Raw genomic sequence first — 20,179 nt, forward strand, 5'->3', positions numbered from 1 at the left:
ATGATTTAGTTATAATATGTGAACAATTTAACATTTTAAATGCTAATTAAGCCTTCTTGTCATAGACCGTATTGTGAATATTTTTAGTTGAGATTTGCGATGAACAATTCCAAAAATAAGCTGCTGAGTCATACACTATTACTTTTAGGTCTAATCGTACCTGTACAACAGGCGGTGAGTGCTGAGCCTGATTTTGTGAAAGAAGGGGATGCGGCATATAAACCTGGTCATCCGATTTATGACCGTTGGGATAAATTTTATAAAATTGAACAAAGCCAGCCAGAAGAAGCCGAAAAAATCCTGATTGAATTGGGACAACTCACACCACAAGATATTAAAGTCTGGAAGAGTCTGACCTATTTACAAATCCGTTTGAACAAGCAAAATGAAGCGATCCAGAGTGTGCGTAAAGCAGAACAGCTTGCACCGCAGGATGAACAACTAAAATTGCAGGAAGCGTATTTACTCAACCAGCAAAAAAGAAATAAAGAAGCTTTGGTGATCTTTAAAGATTTATCGGCTTCATCTGACCCGGAAATGGCGAGCAAGGCACAACAAGCTGTTCAGAATCTCAGTGCTTCAGCTGTACCATCAACTTTTAAAGATGTCTACTTTGCGCCTTCTTATGAATCACGATATGACGATTTCATTTTCCCATTGAAAATGCGATATGGCAAAAATCTGGATAATGGTCGGGCGCAGGTGTATGGCTTTGTGAACCTGAACCGTGATACCAAATCGAAAGGTGGGGTACGTCCTGAGATTATCGACGAAAATGCAGTAACCGTCGGTGTTGGTGCAAATTATCAGCCGTGGCAGTCGATTCCTGTTCGTGCTTATTTAGAAGTGGGCGGCAGCTATGATCTGATTGATCGTAATCGGGATAAGTTCCGTGAAAGTGTGGTCGGTGGTGTAACCGGATATCAGGAATGGTATGCCAATCCCGCGGTGGAACAACGTACCATCTGGAATGATTATTTCACTGATTTATACGGTAATGTCGCGAGTTACTCACGAGAAGACTATAACGTTATTGCGGATCTTAGATTGCGCTCTGGTTTTAATGTCTATCGTGGTGAAGCGGGAACCGTACAAGCTTATGGCAAGCTACATACTTTGGCCGATTCGGAAGGTGAAAATTACAATAACTTATTTGAATATGGTGCGGGTGTTGCATGGCAACCTTTTAACTATGTTCCAGTGAAGCTACGTGTTGAGCGTTTATATGGACGTTATTTCAAAGATGCTTTAGCTGATGGAACAGATACCTATAACAACACGCGCACTGAATTGGTATTTTATAAGAACTTCTAATCGCACTTATAAATAGGGTCAGGTAGTTGAGCCGTATTTCAGTTTATACCATAAAGCCACGGCATAAACGGTGATACGGTTCATATAATGCGGGCCATCAAAAATATAAACTTTCTGTCCCTCATAGGCTTTAAGCTGCTCAATCACTTCCCACGGATAAGCTGAACGGAACTGGCCTGCTTTTACTGGACGGAAAGCTTCTAAAACAATCACGACCTTATCTTTACCGAACTCTTTTTGAAGATCTTCCAGAATAATTTTTGCCTGCTGGGGAGAGCGGGTTCCTACACCGACGCCATCTTGAAAAAACACATGGGTATTGTGCGGTAACCAGCTTTTCAGCCAAGAATCCAGATGTTCAGGAGACTGCTCAGCACTGTAAATACTGACCCAGACGGGTTGAGGTAAGGTCGCTAAAGCTTGTGCCAATACACCTACACCTAACCATGTGGGATCTGCTTCAACAGGAAAGTAATAACCTTTTAATGGAATTGATTTGGTTTTCTCAATGATCTGTTTCGAGTTTTCTGCCAGTTGCAGAACATTTGAACGGGCAAGCTTTTCATCATATTCACCCGCCAGCCCCAAAATGATTTGTTGAGACCACGGTTGCTGATTGAGCTGTTTTAAGTTGAGGGTTTTATCCCATTTTTCAAAACCCATGTCATGATCGAACCAAGCTTTGGATTGTACAGTGGACCACTGCGGGACAAAGGTTGAAACACCAAGTAAATTCCAGTTACCTGAAGGCGGGGTGGTGGCTAAATCGGGTTGCCAAAAAATTCCTTCAATCTGGGGAGGTTGCACGTCTGCCTGAAAGAAGTGCATGCAACCCCCTAAACTGAATAAGGCGGATAATGTAATAATTTTTAAAAGTATAAATTTAATCTGCCTTATTTTTAGCATTCGGTCGTTTACGCCAGTACCAGAGCAAAATTGCAAGAATCATGATAGCAGAGATTATAACAACCAAGATAAAGAATGATGACTGCTGGACTAAAGGTGCTTTCTGGTTACCTACAATAATTTTTTGTAAAATAAACACTTGTCCATTTTCTGCCACCAAGATTTTGCTGGCATTATTTGGAATATTTGTCTGGATTTTATCCCAAAGCTTGGTAAAGTTCTGCGCGCCGGCAATTGAGTCTGTGATGACATTGAAACGTTGGTCGTGGAAACTTACCAGAAAACCACGTGCAGTTGCTGGAGCATAAAGAATATCTTTATGCATCAATACCTGTTGACGATATATATTCGGGTTGACTTGTACATTTAAAAGTTCAGGTTTAGCTGGATCAAACTTGACCAGATTCAAAGGAATCGGATCATTGGTCATCAGCATTTTTTTAGCCACCTGACTCATGGTTATGGCAATTTCCAGACTGCCCGGATTTTCATCAATCGCAATGGTTGGATGTGTGGCAAAACTCATGGAAAGTGAAGCAACCCCATTTTTGAGTTTGTGCGGCAGTTTCACGGTTGATTTTTGCGTATCAATCCAGAGAGAACCTTTGGCGGTCGGCAGACATTGTGAGTTTACAATGACCGAGTTTTCCAGCTTGAGGCTAAAGTTGGTGTTATTGGAAATGGTTTTTGCGAAATAGTTAAATTGTCGGTTCACAGGATCAGAATCTAGCTCTGCCGTTTTTAAACTGCCTGCCAAGCCACCATCAATCCATGTGGTAATGTTTGAGCCTTCGAGTAATCCACTTTGGACACGTAAGGCAATTTGTCCTTGTAGAATATCGGTCGGTTGCCACACCGCAGGGAAGTTTAAGAATAGATTTTTTTCAGCCTGATTTAAACGGAAATCGCTGATCCCTAAGTCTGCAAGGGTTTTAATTTGCTTGATCTGTGCCCAAGCAGGCGCTGCCAGTTTATTCGGCAGATAGGTGGATGAAGTATCGAGCTGCTGTAAATAATTTGGATTTAATAAACCGTTAATAGCGGAAACCAGCTTTTCCGGATTGTCATATTGAATACGTAACGTCGGAACCTCATTTTCAGCACTGATTTGAACTAAAGTACCGTTGGGTAAAGGCGTTGCAGATTTTGCAATTTCAATAAAAAAGTTGGCTGGCTGATTCTCTGGTGCATTTTGTTCATACCACTGGATCGGGGTGACTGAGCCCCATGCACTGATTAAACGCCCCAGCATAGAGGCTTCATTGATATTGGCTCGATTGTATTTTAAGACCCCAACGAATGGCGTAGGGCGTACCACTTGTGGGTTAAACAAGGCATCAGGTAAATCTTTTAAACGATAAATTGGCCGATGGCGCTGGTAATCAATTTTTGAATTACTAAGATAAGTTACCTGATCCACATCTTCACTACAGAAGGTGGTGCGATCAGCCGCAGGTGATGTGGTTGGCGAGTATTGTTGCAAGATGAAATCTAAGCGGTGAAAACCACTCGTGGTCGCTGGTATATTAAAGTTCAGCGTTCCATCACCATTCAAAGTGGTGTTATAAATCAGTTTGTCATCAAATTTCACCAGTAAAGTGGTGAAATGTTCAGTCGAATATTCACTGGTAAATTGGATATTTTGCCATTCTGAGCCTTTACCCACATAAAAGAAATGAGGTTCAATCGTGTATTTATTGGAGGTATTGATATTATCAAATGTCCAGGTATTCAGTGTGTCAGCAGAACTCAACACGGGCAAGGAAAGCGCTGCACTTGCGACCAGTATTTTAAAAATCTGATGATGTAATGGATTCTTTTTCATTTATTTTTTCTCCTTGCTGCGCTCAGTTTTGTACCACTGCAATGAATTTCCCTGTATCTTATTTTTCAGCATGTCGTAGGCAGCTTTAAACACGATAAATAGAAAGACCTGTGAATAGGTGACATAAGATAAAACCGAGAAGAAATATAGTTGAGGTTTGGCTCTTTCTAGGGATAAGGTAAACCACATTTGTGCGACGTATAGACAGAACGATAAGCCCCAAAGTAAGGTAAATGGGCCAGGAACAGTGATCCCGGCAATACCCAGTAAACCAAGGGTTAAAGTAATGTGACTCCAGATCAGTGCGGGCACAAACAGGACATAACACATAATATTGTTAAAAATTTCGATCCCGATCGGGAACGGTTTTCTTAGCGCAATCGGTAAATATTTACTGGTGACATAAAAGTTTCCTTGCGTCCAACGGGAACGTTGCTTAACAAAGACACTTAAGGATGGTGGATCTTGTTGCCAGCCGACGGCATAAGGCACCCATTTAATGCGGCGTTGACCTAGAAAAATTCGGAAACTCATCTCGGTATCATCGACCAGAGATTTTTCGTCAAAACCACCCAGTGTTTCCAGCGCATCACGCCAGATCACATAATTGGTTCCCATCAGGGTAGAAAGCTCGAAACGCTGCCAGCGTCCACCTTGGAAAATCCATTGAAAGAAAATAAATTCAATCGCGATGAAACGGGTCAGAATACTGTCACGCCAGTTACGCGTGCGTACTTTACCGTTGACGGCAACCAGTTTTTTATCTGCCAGTAAGGTTTGTGCCAATAAACGCACACAGTCGGGTTCGGGTGTACTGTCTGCATCATAGACCACAATTAATTCACCCTTGGCATGCGGCAAACCATTATTCAGTGTGCGCGATTTTCCTTTTCCGCCCATTCCTTTGGGTACATTGACGATTTTAATGCAAGGATAAATCTCTGCCATGCGTTCCGCAATTTCTAAAGTATTGTCTTTGGAACCGTCATTAATCAGTAAAACTTCATAAGCATGGGCTGGATAATCCTGTTGCGCAATGGCATGTAAGGTATCTTCAATGACCACACCTTCGTTATAGGCTGGAATTAAGACACTTAATACAGGCCAGTGTTCTGGAACTGGCATATTTTCCAGTTCTTTGGCTGCATTTTTCGAATATTTCCAAGCTTGATAACTGAGCCATGCCCAAAAAGCTTGAGGAATCCAAATGCCTAGAAAACCGAACAGGAAAAGAATATCAATTGCGGGCATTTATTCTTCTCCTGCGAATGATAGAAATGATCAAAATCAGGAGCAATCCGCCACCAAGTAATAATGAGATCCAGGAAATAGAGCTACCAAAGGTACTGAGTAAACTTGGATACTGTGCTGAGTAGACATAGTCTAGTGGAATCACGACTGTACTCAATGCAATCAGTAAATAACCAAAAATATTGGTTTCTACACCGTCTGCTGTACTGGTGTATTGAATATTATTGATGTCCCATGAGATGCCCAGATGTGGATATTCAATATTATTGACAGGCATATCTGCTGGAGGGTTAATTACCACCTGATAACCCGATGCTTGTGAGGGATCTTTAATGGCCTGATAAAAATAATGTTGATGATGTTGAATTTTACGCGCAGGGATACGTAGCTCATTCGGGCTATCGGACTGGATGATATAGCTGCCCGCAGGTTGTGAAATCAGGTTTTCATCCCAGCCAGTTTCAATCAGGGCGGCGAGGGGTCTTAATCCCAATGCGGTTGAAAAGGTGGCTTTGGCAGCAAAATATTTCGAATGTTGCATTTGGTAAAAGGCAACAGGAATTGCACCTTCATCCACCGCTTTTTTGATTTTATAATATTTGATGGCACTAAAATATTCATTGGGCAGGATAACGCCAGGTTTTATTCCCTTATCAATGAGCCGTTTAAAACTTTCAGATTCAAGCTGATCTGAGGTGAACACGGGCCACCATGTGGCTGGTTGGGGGAACAGGGCTGCTATATTTCTGGGTGTTTCAGTTTGAGGGTTGACCTGATTTTGCGCGGGCTGGATCGAACAGTGGTAATACTGCTGATAAAACTGTTGTAAGGTGGTATCTGGAAAATTTGCAGTGCTCACCAGCAAACCACAAATATTAAGCAATACTGACATTAAGGCACCTCTTGATCTTGAGGGCTCAAATATTCAGTATGTTGTTCAATTTTGAGCTTTAATACAATGAGTTCCTGAAGCTGCTGAATAAATACAGGATAGATCTGATTTTCTTCAACAACAGGTTCATGAATGACGATACTCTTAATCTGGCTCAGCTCTTCATTAATAAAATGGTAAATGACGCTATCTCTTTCGATCGAGAGAATTGCCATAATCTTATTCTGAGTTTCTTTCCAGATATCTTCACCGAGCATTTCCCGAATCAGTACGGTATTGTCGATCTGGGTGGTAATAATCTTGTAGTGATCTTTGTGCGTGAGTTTAAGCAGCTTCTTTAACTCGCCCTGAAAGTGTTTTAATGCCGTCAGTGGCAAAATATCATGTTGATAATTACGATCATAACTTTGAATTGCACGGAAGGTTTTCAGTGCATTCTGAATATTGTGACGAATGGCGCTTAAAAAAATCGGAGTGATGGGCAGTACAAACAATAACAACAGCTGACGCTCGACATAAGTTTGATTGGCTAAGTCGAGCAGGAAGTAAACTGCAACCCCAATGAAGGTGATTAACCCGAGGATGATGGCCAGACCGACATTTAAAAATGCGCCCGCGATCAAAAGGATGAGGAGGAAAACCCAACTGCCACGATAACTTGCTGGTAACCACTCATACGCGACGATGCCCATAAAAACATGGGCTGAGATAATCCACAAGACGAGTGCTGAAGCCGGATTTTTCTGCATAATTTTTTAGTTTTAATAAATGTCTTTTGTGATGAAGGTAACATTATTTTACGGTTTTGACGATAAACTTTCTGTTATGGATTGTGTAAAATAATTTTATAAACAGTAACATACAGTATAGTCTGTCTAACTGGTTGTTGAAAAGCTTTGTATTTTAAATAAATTTTATTTTATGTAACTAAGATAAATGGGCTTTAAACGCTTCAATTGCACGGGTACGGCTGAGCTTTAAATCGACCATTGGATGCGGATAATCTAGTGTTAAAGAATGGTTTTTTGCATAAGGTTCATGAATTACTTTTTTATCAATTTGGGCCAGCTCAGGAACCCATTTTCGAATATATTCACCCTCAGGATCGAACTTTTGTGATTGGCTAATCGGATTAAATATCCGGAAATAAGGTACGGAATCTGTGCCTGTCGAAGCACACCATTGCCATCCGCCATTGTTGGCTGCAAGATCGCCATCAATCAGATGCTGCATAAACCATTGCTCACCTTTACGCCAATCAATCAGCAGGTTTTTGCTCAGGAACATGGCGCAGATCATTCTTACCCGATTATGCATCCAGCCTGTTGCCAACATTTGTCGCATGCCTGCATCAATGATGGGAATGCCGGTCTGACCCTGCTGCCATTTTTCTAAAGCGGCTGGGTCATCACGCCAAGGGATATTCTGAGTCGATTGCTTAAAGGGTAAATGCCGTGAGACACGAGGAAAATCAAACAGAATATGTTGGTAAAATTCTCGCCACAACAATTCGTCTAACCAGCTTTGTTGTCCATCGGATTGAATTTCAAAATGGCCCTGCTGTTGTCTGAATAGCGCTTGAAGACACTGACGAATCGAAATGATCCCGATATTTAAGTAGGCTGAAAGCTGACTGGTGCCAGAGCGTGCAGGGAAGTCCCGTCCAGTGATGTAGTCATTGAGCTGTTCCTCAACAAACTGGTCAAGTTGCTTCAAGGCATAGGCTTCGCCGATCTGCCATTCGAGATCCTGTGTATGTTTGATCTGTTGTTTATATTTAAGTTGCAGTGTCTCGAGATCGGTTTGTGAGCTCGACTTTAAATCCGTTATCGCTTGTTGGGGAGCAGGTGTTGGATAACATTGCGGTAGTGCAGGTTGTAAACGCTGATAGCAGGTTTTTTTAAACGCGCCAAAAACCTGATAGGGCAAATTGGACTGGTTACGGATCGAGCCGACAGGAAATAAGGTGCGATCATGAAAAAGCACCAGTTCCTTAGCATGCTGATTTAAAAGTTTTTGTACAGCTTGATCGCGTTTTAATTCATTTAGCCCCAGTTCAATATTGGCATAGACATCTTGAATCGGCAGTTGTTGCATTAAATTTACGAAATACTCAGGTACATCTTTCCAGAGCGGAATCGTCTGTATCAGCAAGGGAATATTCAGATTCGCAAGTTCGTCTTTTAAGCTTTGCAGTTGTCTGAGATAGAATTCAGTTTTAATCGCTGCATCATCGTGTAATTGCCATTGTTCAGGAGATAAAATGACGACGGCAATCGTGGGGCCAGCCTGAGTCGCATGCCAGAGCGCAGCATGATCCTGAATTCTCAAATCTTGGCGAAACCAAATCAGTTGATAAGCAGTCGACATAATTCTGTTTATTTTAAAGAAATTGACATGACCATAAGCGATTTTTTTATTTTATAAAAGTAGCGGCAATAAAAAAGCAAAGCCGAAGCTTTGCTTTTTCCATCTAATTCAAAAATGAATTAGTGGTGGTGACCACCTGCACCGTGAACGTGACCGTGATCTAATTCTTCTTGAGAAGCATCACGGATTTCAACGATTTCTACTTCGAAAGTAAGGTCTTGACCAGCAAGCGGGAAGTTCGCATCAACGATGATGTTGTCGCCTTCTATCGCTTTAACAGTTACGATTTGTACGCCGTCATCAGTTTGAGCTTGGAATTGCATACCAGGCTGGATGTTGTCCACGCCTTGGAACATTTGAGCTGGAACTTCTTGAACAAGTTCAGGATTGTATTCGCCATAACCTTCAGCAGCTGGAACGTTTACAGTGAATTTTTCGCCAACAGTTTTACCTGTAAGTGCATTTTCTAAACCAGGAATGATGTTGCCCGCGCCGTGCAAATATGCAAGTGGTTCACCTTGAGATTGATCAAGTGTTTCACCCTCAGCGTTTGTTAAAGTGTAGTGGAATGAAACCACGTGGTTATTTGCAATAGCAGTCATGTTTTGAATCCATGTCATCAATAGTTTTAGCTGTATATCATAAAGTGAAAAACAGTTTTTGTTGACTATTTTCCACTTTTTGAAACGATTTAGTTAAATATTGAGACGAAATATCAAATTTCAACTCAATAAAGTTTAATTTTTGGACGGACACGACGCGTCAGGAAATCTTTCATGGTGAGCATGCCTGCTTGTGTGTAACCATGAATATTGGCCTGATGCATTCGATAAAGTGAAACATACATGGTTTTGGCAATGAAGCCTTGTACGCTAACATCGCCTAACAATTCTCCTACGGCCTGATTACGACTCAGTGAAACCAGTGAACCTTTGTCATTAAATGTGAACATCGGTTGTGGAGAACCTGATAAACGTGCTGCCATCGCATCGACAAGGAAGGTTGCTTGCTGACTCGCCACTTGTGCACGAGGGCCTAACGGTGGCTGGCGTGCATCTAACTGACAATTTGCACAATCACCAAAAGCAAAAACATTCGGATCAGAATAGGTTTGCAGGGTTGCGTACACCATCAGGCGATTGATTTTATCCCGTTTAAAATCAGTAAATGACTCTAAAACTTTCGGCGCTTTAACACCTGCCGCCCACACCGTAATATCTGAGTGAATGACATTTCCATTACTGAAATAGACATTGGTTTCATCGACTTTCTGGACTTTATGCTGAGTCAGAATCTCAATCCCCATTTTCTTGAGCTGCTTGGCGCTATGCGCTGCTGTTTTTTCATTTAGGGCAGGCAAGATGCGGTCAGATGCTTCAATGAGGGTGATTTTGACTTGCTTCGGATTAATTTTCTTTAATCCATAGCGATAGAAGTTCTTGGTGGTTTCTATCAACTCTGCTGCCAGTTCAACACCTGTTGCGCCAGCCCCGACGATGCCAATATTCAAAGCTCGCTCATTTGACTGATTTTGTGCCTCGATATAGAGGTGAAATAAATCCTGCTGGAAAATATCGGCTTGTTGACGGCTATCCAGAAAATGACAGTGTTCACGCACGCCTTCTGTACCAAAGTCATTTGAAACAGAACCCACGGCCAGCACTAGAGTGTCGTAGCTGAGTGTTTGAGTTTGTGGGGTGTGTTCTTTAGAAAGCTGCGGGGGAGAAAGGTTAATTTGTTTTTGATCTTTATTCACATCAACAAGTGTGCCGAGCACGAACTCAAAATGATGTTTTTCTGCATGGGCAAAATAATTGGTTTGTTCTTCGTGAGGATTCAGCGAGCCAGCTGCAATTTCGTGGAGGAGAGGTTTCCATATGTGTGTGAGATTTTGATCGACTAGGGTTATTCGGGCTTTCTCTCGTCTGCCAAAACGTTCACCTAGCTGTGTCGCAAGTTCCAAACCACCTGCGCCACCGCCCACAATCACGATATGATGTAAGGTTTTGCTCATGATTAACCTAATTATTTTTGTGAAAGGATGGCTGGATTATGCCATCCTTTTTTCAATAATGTATGTTTAATCTTGATAAAAATAGTAGGTTTTTTATCCTTGATTTAAAGGATAAAGTTTGGCAGTTTTGCTATCGCTGGTCGAAAAGAATGAAAATAGATTTGAGAACCAGATCATAATTTTCTGGAAAATATTGGCTTCTTCAATCTGTACATCATTTTCAATCTGTAAGCTGCGAATCAACTGGTTATTTTGATAAATCGAAACAGTTGCCAGATTCATTGCCTGAGTCAAAGGCGCAGTCAAATGCTGTTCATTCAGTTCAATATTGATGCGAGTATTGGTGGTTTGTAATGGTTCAACAGTCGTGACTTGTTGGTTTGCATCAATCAGATGAATACGTTGGGTGAGTAGATCAAAGCTATTCAAATCAATCGGAACAGACTGACCATATAACGATGTGGTCACGATTGTCGGTTGCTGAGTTTCGACCTTGAACATTTTCAAGGTTGATTTAATCACAGGCAATTCTGCAATCAGTCTCTGCTTTGGAATCACTTCTTCATCGCGGGTATAGGTATAGGCCAGATTCATCAGTTTATGTGCAACTTCTGCACGTTTTACTGCACTTGGTGTTCCCAATACCACCACAATCAGACGACGTTTCTCGACATGTGGATTGAATGTTGGACGTTCAGCTGTCAGGGCAAGGTTATAGCCCGCCGCCTTGGTATAACCTGTTTTCAGACCATCGGATGTCGGATCCATTTTCAAGGCAAGGTTAGTGGCATGGTGAAAACGCTGGTTGTAGCTAAAGCTTGGCATTTTTGAATAATACAAATATTCAGGCGTTTCTTTCACAATGGCTTTGGCTAACAGGCTCAGGTCGGCAGCTGTAGAGTAATGGTCGGTCATGGTGATTCCAGCTGGATTGCTGAAATGCGTATCCTTCATTCCCAATGCCTGTGCTTCCTGATTCATCCGCGCGACGAATTGTGGCACGCTGCCAGAAATTTTTTCAGCAAGCGTCACAGCAGCATCATTGGCAGACATTACGATCAGTCCTGCTAAAAGCTGATCAACAGAAATCTGTTCACCTGCTTTTAAGTACATTTGTGATTCATCCCACATCACTGTGCTGACTACAGGCGTTGCAGTCAGGACTTCTTCTTTACGTAATTTACCTGCTTCAATATCTTTTAAAGCGATATAAGCCACCATCATTTTTGTGAGTGAAGCTGGGGCGCGCTGAACATGGCTGTTATGTTCAGCAATGATTTGTCCAGACTGGGCATCGATGATTGACCATGCTTCAGCTTCAACTGTTTCAGGGGCAATGTTAAGTAAGTTTGCATGTGCGAGATTTGCACAAACGAGACTAAACAACGTAAAGAGAGAGAGGAGAAATTTCACGTGCATACCTTGTATTGCCGATCCAGTGGCCTTAAATGTGAGAGGAGAATGCTATGACTTTTTTGTTGAAGAATCCAGCAACTTTTGCTGACAATTACGACATCTGCGCATGACTTTGTAAAAAAATGCTAAGCTAGGGGCTGTTGAACATTCAAATATGCGTTGCGTTGTCGGCTAAAATTGAGCAGGCAAGGCATGAAACGTAGAGAATGGCGATCTCATTTTCAAGTTTCATAACGAAGTCTGTGATAGTTTTAGCCACAACCCTGCGGGACAAAAACGTTTTTTGTTGTTACGTCGTTGTGAATTACTCATTTAGAATGCTAAATTTCTTAATCCACGCCTAGTACCACCTAAAAAACGTTTGCTGTCGCAATCATTGGTGAATATTCAGCAGCCCCCTAAACCGTTCCTATTTTCATGATTAGAAATTATGTTGCACTATCAAATTGAGTTCGACGATTATCGCCAGCACCTGATTCATGTCACCCTACGTTTTCTAGCCAATCCCAATCAAGAGTTGTGGTTACCAACTTGGATCCCTGGAAGCTATCTGATTCGGGAATTTTCCAAGCATATTGAGTCGGTGAAAGCCTCTGATGAAGCAGGGCGTTTACTGAATATTAAAAAAACCGAGAAGAATCGCTGGCGTTTATTCAATACCGATCATGAACTGATTACTGTTGAATATGACGTTTATGCCTATGATTTATCGGTGCGTGGTGCCTACGTTGATCAGACACGTTTCTATGTTAATCCCGCATGTATCTGTTTGGGCTTGCAAGATCAGGAACATGCACCTTGTGAAATTGAAATTTTCCTGCCAGATGAATTAAAACATTTCCAGATCGCAACAGGTCTGGCTACTAAAAGTCTGGTTAAAGGACGCTTTACTCTAAAAGCAGACAACTATGATCAATTGATTGATAGTCCGTTTGAACTGGCAGAGCAGAGTCGTTTCAGCTTTGATGCGAACGGGATTCCTCATGAGTTTGTGATTTCGGGCAAACACACGACCAATATGAGCCGTTTAGAAGCGGATATTAAAAAGATCTGTCAGACTGAAATTGATATGTTCGGTTCAGCGCCATTCCAGAACTATACCTTTATGACCATGGCGACTGGAAATAGTTATGGTGGTCTGGAACATTGTAATAGCACCAGCCTGATTACACCGCGCGACGATTTGCCAAAAGCAGATGAAGCCGAAGAACCTTCTAAAGATTATCAACGTTTCTTGGGTTTATGTAGCCATGAGTATTTCCATTCATGGTTAGTTAAATTTATTCGCCCTGAAAACTTTGCCAATTATGATTTACATAAAGAGGGATATACCAGCTTATTGTGGATCTTTGAGGGTTTTACCTCTTATTATGATGACCTGATTTTATTGCGTAGCGGTGTGATTTCGCAGAAGTCTTATCTGGATCTCTTAAAAGCACAGCTTGACCGTTATTTGCAAAATCCGGGCCGTTTGATTCAATCGGTTTCAGAGTCGAGTTTTGATGCGTGGATCAAGTTCTACCGTCAGGATGAAAACTCAAATAATGCAGGCACTAGTTACTATAACAAAGGCAGTTTAGTGGCACTTTGTTTAGATTTGGGCTTACGTTTACGTGGTTCAAATCTGGATGCTTTAATGCGTCGTTTATATGAAAATACCCAACAAGGTATTCAGGTCAATGAACGAACCATTTTTGAATTATGTAATGAGCTGACAGGTGATAACTGGATTGAGCAAATCAACCACTTGATCAACACCACCGATGAATTACCACTCGATCAGTTGTTCCCAGAGTTTGGATTGAGTTACACGCTTAAAAATGACAAGGCTCTGGCTTTTGGCTTGAAAGTGGTAGATAAAGCAGAAGGCGTGGTGGTACAGCAAGTGCGTCGTGATAGCGCAGCCGCTCAAGCAGGTTTATCTGCAAATGATGTGATCCTTGCGATTAATGGTGTGAAGGCTTCCGAGAAGCTTTTAGCCAAGTATGCAAAACAACAAGGCACATTTACGGTTTATGCATTCCGTCGTGATGAGCTTTTACAATTTGAACTTCAAGCGGGTGAAAGTGAATTGACCACGGTTGAATTAAAAGTTGAAGACCAGCAAAAAGTTGATCGCTGGTTAAAAGGTTAAGACCTGATAAAAAGGACGCGGCAAGCGTCCTTTTTATTAGCTGCCACGATAAGTCGAATAACCATAAGGGCTGAGCAGTAATGGAATATGATAGTGTGGTAAAGTGCCGTCGACTTCAAAAATAACCGGAATTTCAGGGAAAAAGCTGCTTTGCTTTTGTGCTTTATACCAGTCACCTGTTTTAAACGTCACTTTATAAACACCTGACTTTAGTTGTTGTTGTGTCGGATAAAGTGCAGTAATTCGACCATTCTGATCAGTTTTGGCCTGATTGATTTTTACCCACTGATTTTTTTGTTGAGCTTCGAGCATAACGGTGACATCAGTAGCAGGTAGACCATTTTGCTGATTGAGAACATGCACACTCAATGGATTGGGTGCTGCTGCAAACAAGCTGCTTGAAGCCGATAGTGCGGCGATGGCGAATAGATTTTTATACATCGCAATATTCCACCTTTCTTGATTAATGTTTTTGTATGTATTGCCATCAGTTGTTGTGAGGGCAATACATGGGATACGAGCGCAAAAAAAGGCACTGCTGATCAGTGCCTTTCAAATTTAGAATGAGTATCTTGCACCGAGATAGAACTCACTTGAATAAAGATGTGCTTTCATCTGCTCATCTTGCAAGTTACGTGCATTGGTGAAGTTATTTAAACCGCTATCGGCTTTACCCAAGTCGACATAACGGTAGCCCAAATCAAGCTTAAGGTTGTCAATTGCTTTATAACTCGCACCAGCACCTACGCTATACACCAGTTGGGTTTCGGTATTGGAAAGATATTGGCGAGAGGCATTACCTTGCCAGCCTGAAGATTCTGTACGTGCAACACCTAATCCGAGATTGCCGTATACAGCGACATTTTGCATGACTTCAAAATCACGATAAGCATTCAGCATCAGGCGCTGCGTCTCGACTTTATGATGGTTGAGACTGGTTGGAAAGTTGGTTGAACCGCTGGTAAATTCTGCATCATTTTTAAAGGTATATTCTCCTTCGGTACGCCAGCCATTGTCAAAGTCATAACCGAACCCCAGTGATGCATTGGTTAAATCTTTTTGATCGTCACCTGCGACAAATTTGCCAATCCCCGGGCGTAAGCTGGTTTCCATATTGTCAGCCTTGAGTTGGGCTGCCGCGACTTTTGCTGAGAGATAATAGCCAGAAAGAGCAGTATCTTGAGCATAGCTTAATGAGCCAGTCACAAGTAAAACAGAGCCAATAGCGAAGCGGGTAAATCCTTTGTCCATATGCAATTTTCCAAAATTCGTGAAGGAGTGTTTGGTGATAAAAATCTTTATTTCCTCAGCACATGGTAGGAAGAAATGCATCTGGTCATGATGACAATTGAATTACCGATTTGTAATCTTTGCGCTGAATAAAAAAGGTTAAGATGTGGGATGCATATTTTAATTGTCGAAGATGAATCCAAAATTGCGCAGTTTTTGGCAAAAGGATTAAATGAATCAGGCTATACCAGTGCGATCGCAAAAGATGGCATGGAGGCTTTGTCGCGGTTACAAGATGAAGCTTTTGATCTATTAATTTTGGATGTGATGTTGCCGAAACTGGATGGCTGGCAAGTGTTGCAGACGCTCCGTACATTTTCAAAAATCCCTGTGCTCATGCTCACGGCTAAAGATCAGGTCATGGATCGGGTGAAAGGTCTGGAATTGGGAGCAGATGACTATCTGGTTAAGCCATTTTCATATATCGAATTATTGGCACGCATCAAAAGTTTATTACGCCGTGTGCCCAAGATTGAACAAGAAATTTATAGCATTGCCAATCTCAGCTTGAATCGTTTAAGTCGGGAAGTCCACCGCGCAGAGATCAAGATCGATTTAACCGCCAAAGAGTTTGTGCTGTTGCAATTGTTGATACAGCATCGTGGTGAGGTGTTAACCCGCACACAAATTGCCTCTATGGTCTGGAATATTAATTTTGATACTGACACCAATGTAGTCGATGTCGCCATACGTCGTCTACGCGCTAAAATTGATGACCATTTTTCTCCCAAGCTGATTTATACGATTCGGGGGATGGGCTATAAAGTTGATTTAAAAGAAGACCATGCTGATGAATAGATTGTCTTTGGCTTCGCGTCTGAGAATCGCGTTCAGCCTGATTTCATGTGTGGTTTTTATCAGTATTGGGACATTGTCTTATCAAAGTTTTCGTGAAATGGTTTATATCCAGCAAGACAAAGCACTTGCCGCACGAATTAAGCGCATGGAAGTGTTTTTGACAGATGCTTATACCGTTCAGATCTTGGGCAAATATCCTAAACTTTATGAAAATATGGTTGGGCATGAGGACAGTATTTTTATTGTCAAAGAAGCTGGTAAAGACCTGATTCGAATCAATCCATTAAACATCAAAATCCCGAGTTTAAATTATTCCAGTAAAATCCAGTTTACGAATAATAGACCTGAACAGCCAACGACACGGCTTGCATTTCAATTGGTACAACATGGCGATCAGCATTATCAATTGATTGCAGGTCAACAATGGTATGCCGCGAATCAAACCCTGAAGCAATATTTTTGGAAAATCGCCTTTTATACTGGCCTGGGCATTCTATTATCGAGTTTATTAGGTTTTATGGTCGGGCATTATATGTTCCGTTCGATGCGGGCATTGATTGCAGAAACCAGTAAAATCAACGTGCAAAAACTTAATCACCGCATTCAGGTTGAGACCACAAATACTGAGGTACAACAACTCAGCCATGCCATGAATGAAATGTTGGATAAAATTCAGCAGGATTATCAAAAACTGGCACAGTTTTCGGAAGATATTGCGCATGAATTGAGAACGCCGCTCAATAATTTGATGGGTCAAACACAGATTTTGCTGTCTCAACCCCGTCAAACTGAGGAGCTGGAAAATCTCCTGTATTCGCACTTGGAAGAGTACGAAAGACTGACCAAAATGATTGAGAGCATGCTATTTATTGCACGTTCTGAATATACGGAAGCAGGGCTTGCGAAAAGCAGCGTAGATATCCTGCAATTGATTCGGGATGTGACGGATTATTTTGATTATCTGATCGAAGAACGGCAGATGAGCTTGATGCTTCAACTTCCTGATGAAATGAAATTGAGAGTGAATGAAGCCCTTATCCAGCGTGCGATTGCGAATTTAATCAGTAACGCGGTTGTCTATGGTGTAGAAAAGGGGCGGATTACTTTAGAGGTAAAACGGGAACAGACTGATTGTGTGATTCGTATTGTGACGCATGACATCTGGATTGAAGAAAAACATTTGCCTTATCTCTTTGACCGTTTTTATCAAATTGATGAGAGTCGACATAAGAGAGCACAAACAGGTGGGCTGGGACTGGCGATTGTTCAATCCATCATGCAGTTACATGGTGGTTGTGCTGAAGTTGAAAATCAGACAGCAGGTGTGGCATTTACGTTAAGACTACCACTAAAGAATTAACCTAAGGTTCATAAAATTCTGACAAAATAAGGCACATTTGTAGGTAAACACCTATTTGTTTGCTAAATGATCAGTTTGCTGGGCATTTTCAGGTCGCTAACGCTTTGGTAGTTGAAAAGGCAACATTTGGCCCAAATTATATGAACTAACAGTATCTATTATATAAAATTGTAGTATTTTTTAGCGAAATGTCGTTATCACGGGATAGGGCGTTGACTAGTATGCTATGAAGACTGATACTCTCAAGTTTGTTTTAAGCAAATCGGTTCTAGGAACTGGGCCACAAGCGCAGTTTTCCATAACTCAATCCAACACAAGGGGCTATATATGGCTGGTGGAAAGTCAAAAATCATTTATACACTGACTGATGAGGCGCCGTTATTGGCGACCTATTCATTGCTACCGATCATTGAGACCTTTACCAAGCCTGCTGGCATCGAGATTGTGAAAAGTGATATCTCAGTTGCAGCACGTGTACTTGCAGAATTTTCAGATTACCTTAAAGATGAACAAAAGGTAAACAACAACCTTGCGGAGTTAGGTCGTCTTACGCAAGACCCAGATACAAACATCATTAAACTTCCAAACATCAGTGCTTCTGTTGCTCAGTTAACCGCATGTATCAAAGAGCTCCAGTCGAAGGGCTATGCGATTCCTGATTATCCAGAAAATCCAGCAACTGAAGAAGAGAAAGAACTTAAGGCGCGTTATGGTAAATGCCTTGGTTCAGCAGTAAACCCAGTATTGCGTGAAGGTAACTCTGACCGCCGTGCACCAGCTGCTGTGAAAAACTATGCGAAAAAACACCCGCACTCAATGAGCGAGTGGAAACAATGGTCACAAACTCACGTTTCTCACATGGATGAAGGCGACTTCTACCACGGTGAAAAATCAATGACTTTAGACCGTGCGCGTAATGTGAAAATGGAGCTCATCACTAAGTCTGGTGAAACGATTGTGCTTAAGCCAAAAGTTGCACTTCAGGATGGTGAAATCATCGATTCAATGTTCATGAGCAAGAAAGCGCTTTGCGATTTCTATGAGAAAGAACTTGAAGATTGTCGTGAAGCGGGCATCCTGTTCTCGTTACACGTAAAAGCAACCATGATGAAAGTATCACACCCGATCGTATTCGGTCACTGTGTGAAAATTTACTACAAAGATGCTTTCGAAAAACACGGCAAATTATTTGACGAGTTAGGCATCAACGTAAATAACGGTATGGCTGGTCTTTACGAGAAGATCGAAACTTTACCGACTTCACTTCGTGAAGAAATTATCGAAGATTTACATGCTTGCCAAGAACACCGTCCTGCACTTGCAATGGTTGATTCTGCGAAAGGCATCACGAACTTCCACTCACCAAATGACGTGATTGTAGATGCTTCAATGCCTGCAATGATCCGTGGTGGCGGTAAAATGTGGGGTGCTGACGGCAAACCTTACGACTGTAAAGCAGTTATGCCTGAATCAACTTTCGCGCGTATCTATCAGGAAATGATCAATTTCTGTAAGTGGAATGGTAATTTCGACCCACGTACCATGGGTACTGTACCTAACGTTGGTCTGATGGCGCAGAAAGCAGAAGAATACGGTTCACACGACAAGACTTTCGAAATTTCAGAAGCAGGCGTTGCCAACATTACAGATCTAGACACTGGCGAAGTGTTGATGAGCCAAAATGTGGAAGAAGGCGACATCTGGCGTATGTGTCAGGTGAAAGATGCACCAATTCGTGACTGGGTGAAACTTGCAGTAACACGTGCACGTAACTCTGGCATGCCAGCAATCTTCTGGTTAGACCCATACCGTCCACACGAAAATGAATTGATCAAGAAAGTTGAAAAATACTTGAAAGATCATGACACAGCAGGTCTTGATATCCAGATTATGTCACAAGTACGTGCAATGCGTTATACGCTTGAGCGTGTAGCACGTGGTTTAGATACCATTTCTGTGACTGGTAACATCTTACGTGATTACTTAACTGACTTGTTCCCGATCATGGAATTGGGTACTTCAGCGAAAATGTTGTCAATCGTGCCGTTAATGGCAGGTGGCGGCATGTATGAAACAGGTGCGGGTGGTTCAGCGCCGAAACATGTTCAGCAGTTGGTAGAAGAAAACCACTTGCGTTGGGATTCTCTTGGTGAGTTCCTTGCGTTAGCTGTTTCTTTAGAAGAGCTTGGTCTTAAAGAAGACAATAACCGCGCGAAATTGCTTGCGAAGACACTTGATCAGGCAACAGGTAAACTTCTTGATAACGACAAGTCTCCATCACGTCGTACAGGTGAGCTTGATAACCGCGGTAGTCACTACTACTTGGCATTGTACTGGGCTCAAGCATTGGCTGCTCAAGACGAAGATGCTGAGTTAAAAGCGAAGTTTGCGCCTCTTGCAAAAGCACTTGCTGAAAATGAAGAGAAGATCGTTGCTGAGCTTGCTCAAGTACAAGGTCAATCTGCTGATATCGGTGGTTACTATGCAATTGATCCTGCAAAAGTAAACGCAGTGATGCGTCCAAGTGCTACGCTTAATGCAACACTTGAAACAGCTTAAGTTTAAATATTACTGATAGTTTTGTTGGTAATTTAAAAAAGCCGGTGCGA

16 protein-coding genes are annotated in these 20,179 nt (G+C 41.9%); 5 read left to right on the forward strand and 11 right to left on the reverse strand.

The genetic code is table 11. The features are described from left to right. Nucleotides 1-99 precede the first annotated feature (99 nt). Nucleotides 100-1,314, forward strand: coding sequence for a tetratricopeptide repeat protein (locus PJ15_RS00680; RefSeq protein ID WP_047426775.1), 1,215 nt, complete (start codon nucleotides 100-102; stop codon nucleotides 1,312-1,314). Between the two features lie 18 nt (nucleotides 1,315-1,332). Here the strand turns inward: PJ15_RS00680 and PJ15_RS00685 are convergent, their stop codons facing one another. The 9 genes from PJ15_RS00685 to PJ15_RS00725 form a co-directional block, all read right to left on the reverse strand. Beyond that, nucleotides 1,333-2,220, reverse strand: coding sequence for a hypothetical protein (locus PJ15_RS00685; protein WP_171248551.1), 888 nt, complete (start codon nucleotides 2,218-2,220; stop codon nucleotides 1,333-1,335). Further along, nucleotides 2,198-4,045, reverse strand: coding sequence for a hypothetical protein (locus PJ15_RS00690; protein WP_047426777.1), 1,848 nt, complete (start codon nucleotides 4,043-4,045; stop codon nucleotides 2,198-2,200). The genes PJ15_RS00685 and PJ15_RS00690 overlap by 23 nt, the downstream gene beginning before the upstream one ends. Beyond that, entirely contained in the window at nucleotides 4,046-5,296 is a 1,251-nt protein-coding gene (locus PJ15_RS00695; RefSeq protein WP_004770306.1) for a glycosyltransferase family 2 protein, read from the reverse strand. It abuts the gene before it with no gap. Continuing rightward, nucleotides 5,283-6,188 carry a hypothetical protein gene (locus PJ15_RS00700; protein ID WP_047426778.1) on the reverse strand — a complete coding sequence of 302 codons (906 nt, stop codon included), beginning with the start codon at nucleotides 6,186-6,188 and terminating at the stop codon, nucleotides 5,283-5,285. The genes PJ15_RS00695 and PJ15_RS00700 overlap by 14 nt, the downstream gene beginning before the upstream one ends. Beyond that, on the reverse strand, nucleotides 6,188-6,937 hold the full coding sequence (locus PJ15_RS00705) for a hypothetical protein (RefSeq protein ID WP_047426781.1): 750 nt from the start codon (nucleotides 6,935-6,937) through the stop codon (nucleotides 6,188-6,190). Before PJ15_RS00705 ends, PJ15_RS00700 begins: the two co-directional genes overlap by 1 nt. A gap of 178 nt (nucleotides 6,938-7,115) precedes the next feature. After that, complete coding sequence (locus tag PJ15_RS00710; RefSeq protein WP_047426784.1) at nucleotides 7,116-8,558, reverse strand: cryptochrome/photolyase family protein; 1,443 nt, start codon at nucleotides 8,556-8,558, stop codon at nucleotides 7,116-7,118. A 119-nt stretch (nucleotides 8,559-8,677) separates the two neighbouring features. Next, a complete protein-coding gene (locus PJ15_RS00715) occupies nucleotides 8,678-9,160 on the reverse strand; it encodes an FKBP-type peptidyl-prolyl cis-trans isomerase (protein ID WP_004770302.1) in 483 nt (160 codons plus the stop codon). Between the two features lie 125 nt (nucleotides 9,161-9,285). After that, on the reverse strand, nucleotides 9,286-10,572 hold the full coding sequence (locus PJ15_RS00720; RefSeq protein WP_005259002.1) for an NAD(P)/FAD-dependent oxidoreductase: 1,287 nt from the start codon (nucleotides 10,570-10,572) through the stop codon (nucleotides 9,286-9,288). Between the two features lie 93 nt (nucleotides 10,573-10,665). After that, nucleotides 10,666-11,985 (reverse strand): D-alanyl-D-alanine carboxypeptidase PBP6B, encoded by a 1,320-nt coding sequence (locus PJ15_RS00725; RefSeq protein WP_047426934.1) that lies wholly within the window; start codon nucleotides 11,983-11,985, stop codon nucleotides 10,666-10,668. Between the two features lie 433 nt (nucleotides 11,986-12,418). Between PJ15_RS00725 and PJ15_RS00730 the strand changes: the two genes are divergently transcribed. Continuing rightward, a complete protein-coding gene (locus PJ15_RS00730) occupies nucleotides 12,419-14,122 on the forward strand; it encodes a M61 family metallopeptidase (protein WP_047426810.1) in 1,704 nt (567 codons plus the stop codon). 36 nt (nucleotides 14,123-14,158) lie between these two features. Here the strand turns inward: PJ15_RS00730 and uraH are convergent, their stop codons facing one another. Continuing rightward, on the reverse strand, nucleotides 14,159-14,563 hold the full coding sequence (gene uraH, locus PJ15_RS00735) for a hydroxyisourate hydrolase (protein WP_047426811.1): 405 nt from the start codon (nucleotides 14,561-14,563) through the stop codon (nucleotides 14,159-14,161). A 117-nt stretch (nucleotides 14,564-14,680) separates the two neighbouring features. Further along, entirely contained in the window at nucleotides 14,681-15,373 is a 693-nt protein-coding gene (locus PJ15_RS00740; protein WP_047426812.1) for an outer membrane protein, read from the reverse strand. Nucleotides 15,374-15,523: 150 nt separating this feature from the next. Here PJ15_RS00740 and PJ15_RS00745 point away from each other — a divergent pair, with 150 nt between their 5' ends. The 3 genes from PJ15_RS00745 (at nucleotide 15,524) to PJ15_RS00755 (ending at nucleotide 20,129) form a co-directional block, all read left to right on the forward strand. Continuing rightward, nucleotides 15,524-16,210: a heavy metal response regulator transcription factor gene (locus PJ15_RS00745; RefSeq protein WP_004770296.1), complete on the forward strand. Its 687-nt coding sequence runs from the start codon at nucleotides 15,524-15,526 to the stop codon at nucleotides 16,208-16,210. Further along, entirely contained in the window at nucleotides 16,203-17,570 is a 1,368-nt protein-coding gene (locus PJ15_RS00750) for a heavy metal sensor histidine kinase (RefSeq protein WP_047426935.1), read from the forward strand. Before PJ15_RS00745 ends, PJ15_RS00750 begins: the two co-directional genes overlap by 8 nt. 327 nt (nucleotides 17,571-17,897) lie before the next feature. Continuing rightward, nucleotides 17,898-20,129 carry an NADP-dependent isocitrate dehydrogenase gene (locus PJ15_RS00755; protein ID WP_047426813.1) on the forward strand — a complete coding sequence of 744 codons (2,232 nt, stop codon included), beginning with the start codon at nucleotides 17,898-17,900 and terminating at the stop codon, nucleotides 20,127-20,129. Nucleotides 20,130-20,179: the final 50 nt, after the last annotated feature.

The organism is Acinetobacter sp. neg1, from assembly GCF_000788125.1.
In the GTDB taxonomy this organism is placed as follows: Bacteria; Pseudomonadota; Gammaproteobacteria; order Pseudomonadales; family Moraxellaceae; genus Acinetobacter; species Acinetobacter vivianii.

Excerpts from the sequence above, each read along its gene's own strand:
- PJ15_RS00680 (WP_047426775.1), top strand. The coding sequence starts at position 100 with ATGAACAATTCCAAAAATAAGCTGCTGAGTCATACACTATTACTTTTA.
- PJ15_RS00685 (WP_171248551.1), bottom strand. The coding sequence starts at position 2,220 with ATGCTAAAAATAAGGCAGATTAAATTTATACTTTTAAAAATTATTACA.
- PJ15_RS00690 (WP_047426777.1), bottom strand. The coding sequence starts at position 4,045 with ATGAAAAAGAATCCATTACATCATCAGATTTTTAAAATACTGGTCGCA.
- PJ15_RS00695 (WP_004770306.1), bottom strand. The coding sequence starts at position 5,296 with ATGCCCGCAATTGATATTCTTTTCCTGTTCGGTTTTCTAGGCATTTGG.
- PJ15_RS00700 (WP_047426778.1), bottom strand. The coding sequence starts at position 6,188 with ATGTCAGTATTGCTTAATATTTGTGGTTTGCTGGTGAGCACTGCAAAT.
- PJ15_RS00705 (WP_047426781.1), bottom strand. The coding sequence starts at position 6,937 with ATGCAGAAAAATCCGGCTTCAGCACTCGTCTTGTGGATTATCTCAGCC.
- PJ15_RS00710 (WP_047426784.1), bottom strand. The coding sequence starts at position 8,558 with ATGTCGACTGCTTATCAACTGATTTGGTTTCGCCAAGATTTGAGAATT.
- PJ15_RS00715 (WP_004770302.1), bottom strand. The coding sequence starts at position 9,160 with ATGACTGCTATTGCAAATAACCACGTGGTTTCATTCCACTACACTTTA.
- PJ15_RS00720 (WP_005259002.1), bottom strand. The coding sequence starts at position 10,572 with ATGAGCAAAACCTTACATCATATCGTGATTGTGGGCGGTGGCGCAGGT.
- PJ15_RS00730 (WP_047426810.1), top strand. The coding sequence starts at position 12,419 with ATGTTGCACTATCAAATTGAGTTCGACGATTATCGCCAGCACCTGATT.
- uraH (WP_047426811.1), bottom strand. The coding sequence starts at position 14,563 with ATGTATAAAAATCTATTCGCCATCGCCGCACTATCGGCTTCAAGCAGC.
- PJ15_RS00740 (WP_047426812.1), bottom strand. The coding sequence starts at position 15,373 with ATGGACAAAGGATTTACCCGCTTCGCTATTGGCTCTGTTTTACTTGTG.
- PJ15_RS00745 (WP_004770296.1), top strand. The coding sequence starts at position 15,524 with ATGCATATTTTAATTGTCGAAGATGAATCCAAAATTGCGCAGTTTTTG.
- PJ15_RS00750 (WP_047426935.1), top strand. The coding sequence starts at position 16,203 with ATGAATAGATTGTCTTTGGCTTCGCGTCTGAGAATCGCGTTCAGCCTG.
- PJ15_RS00755 (WP_047426813.1), top strand. The coding sequence starts at position 17,898 with ATGGCTGGTGGAAAGTCAAAAATCATTTATACACTGACTGATGAGGCG.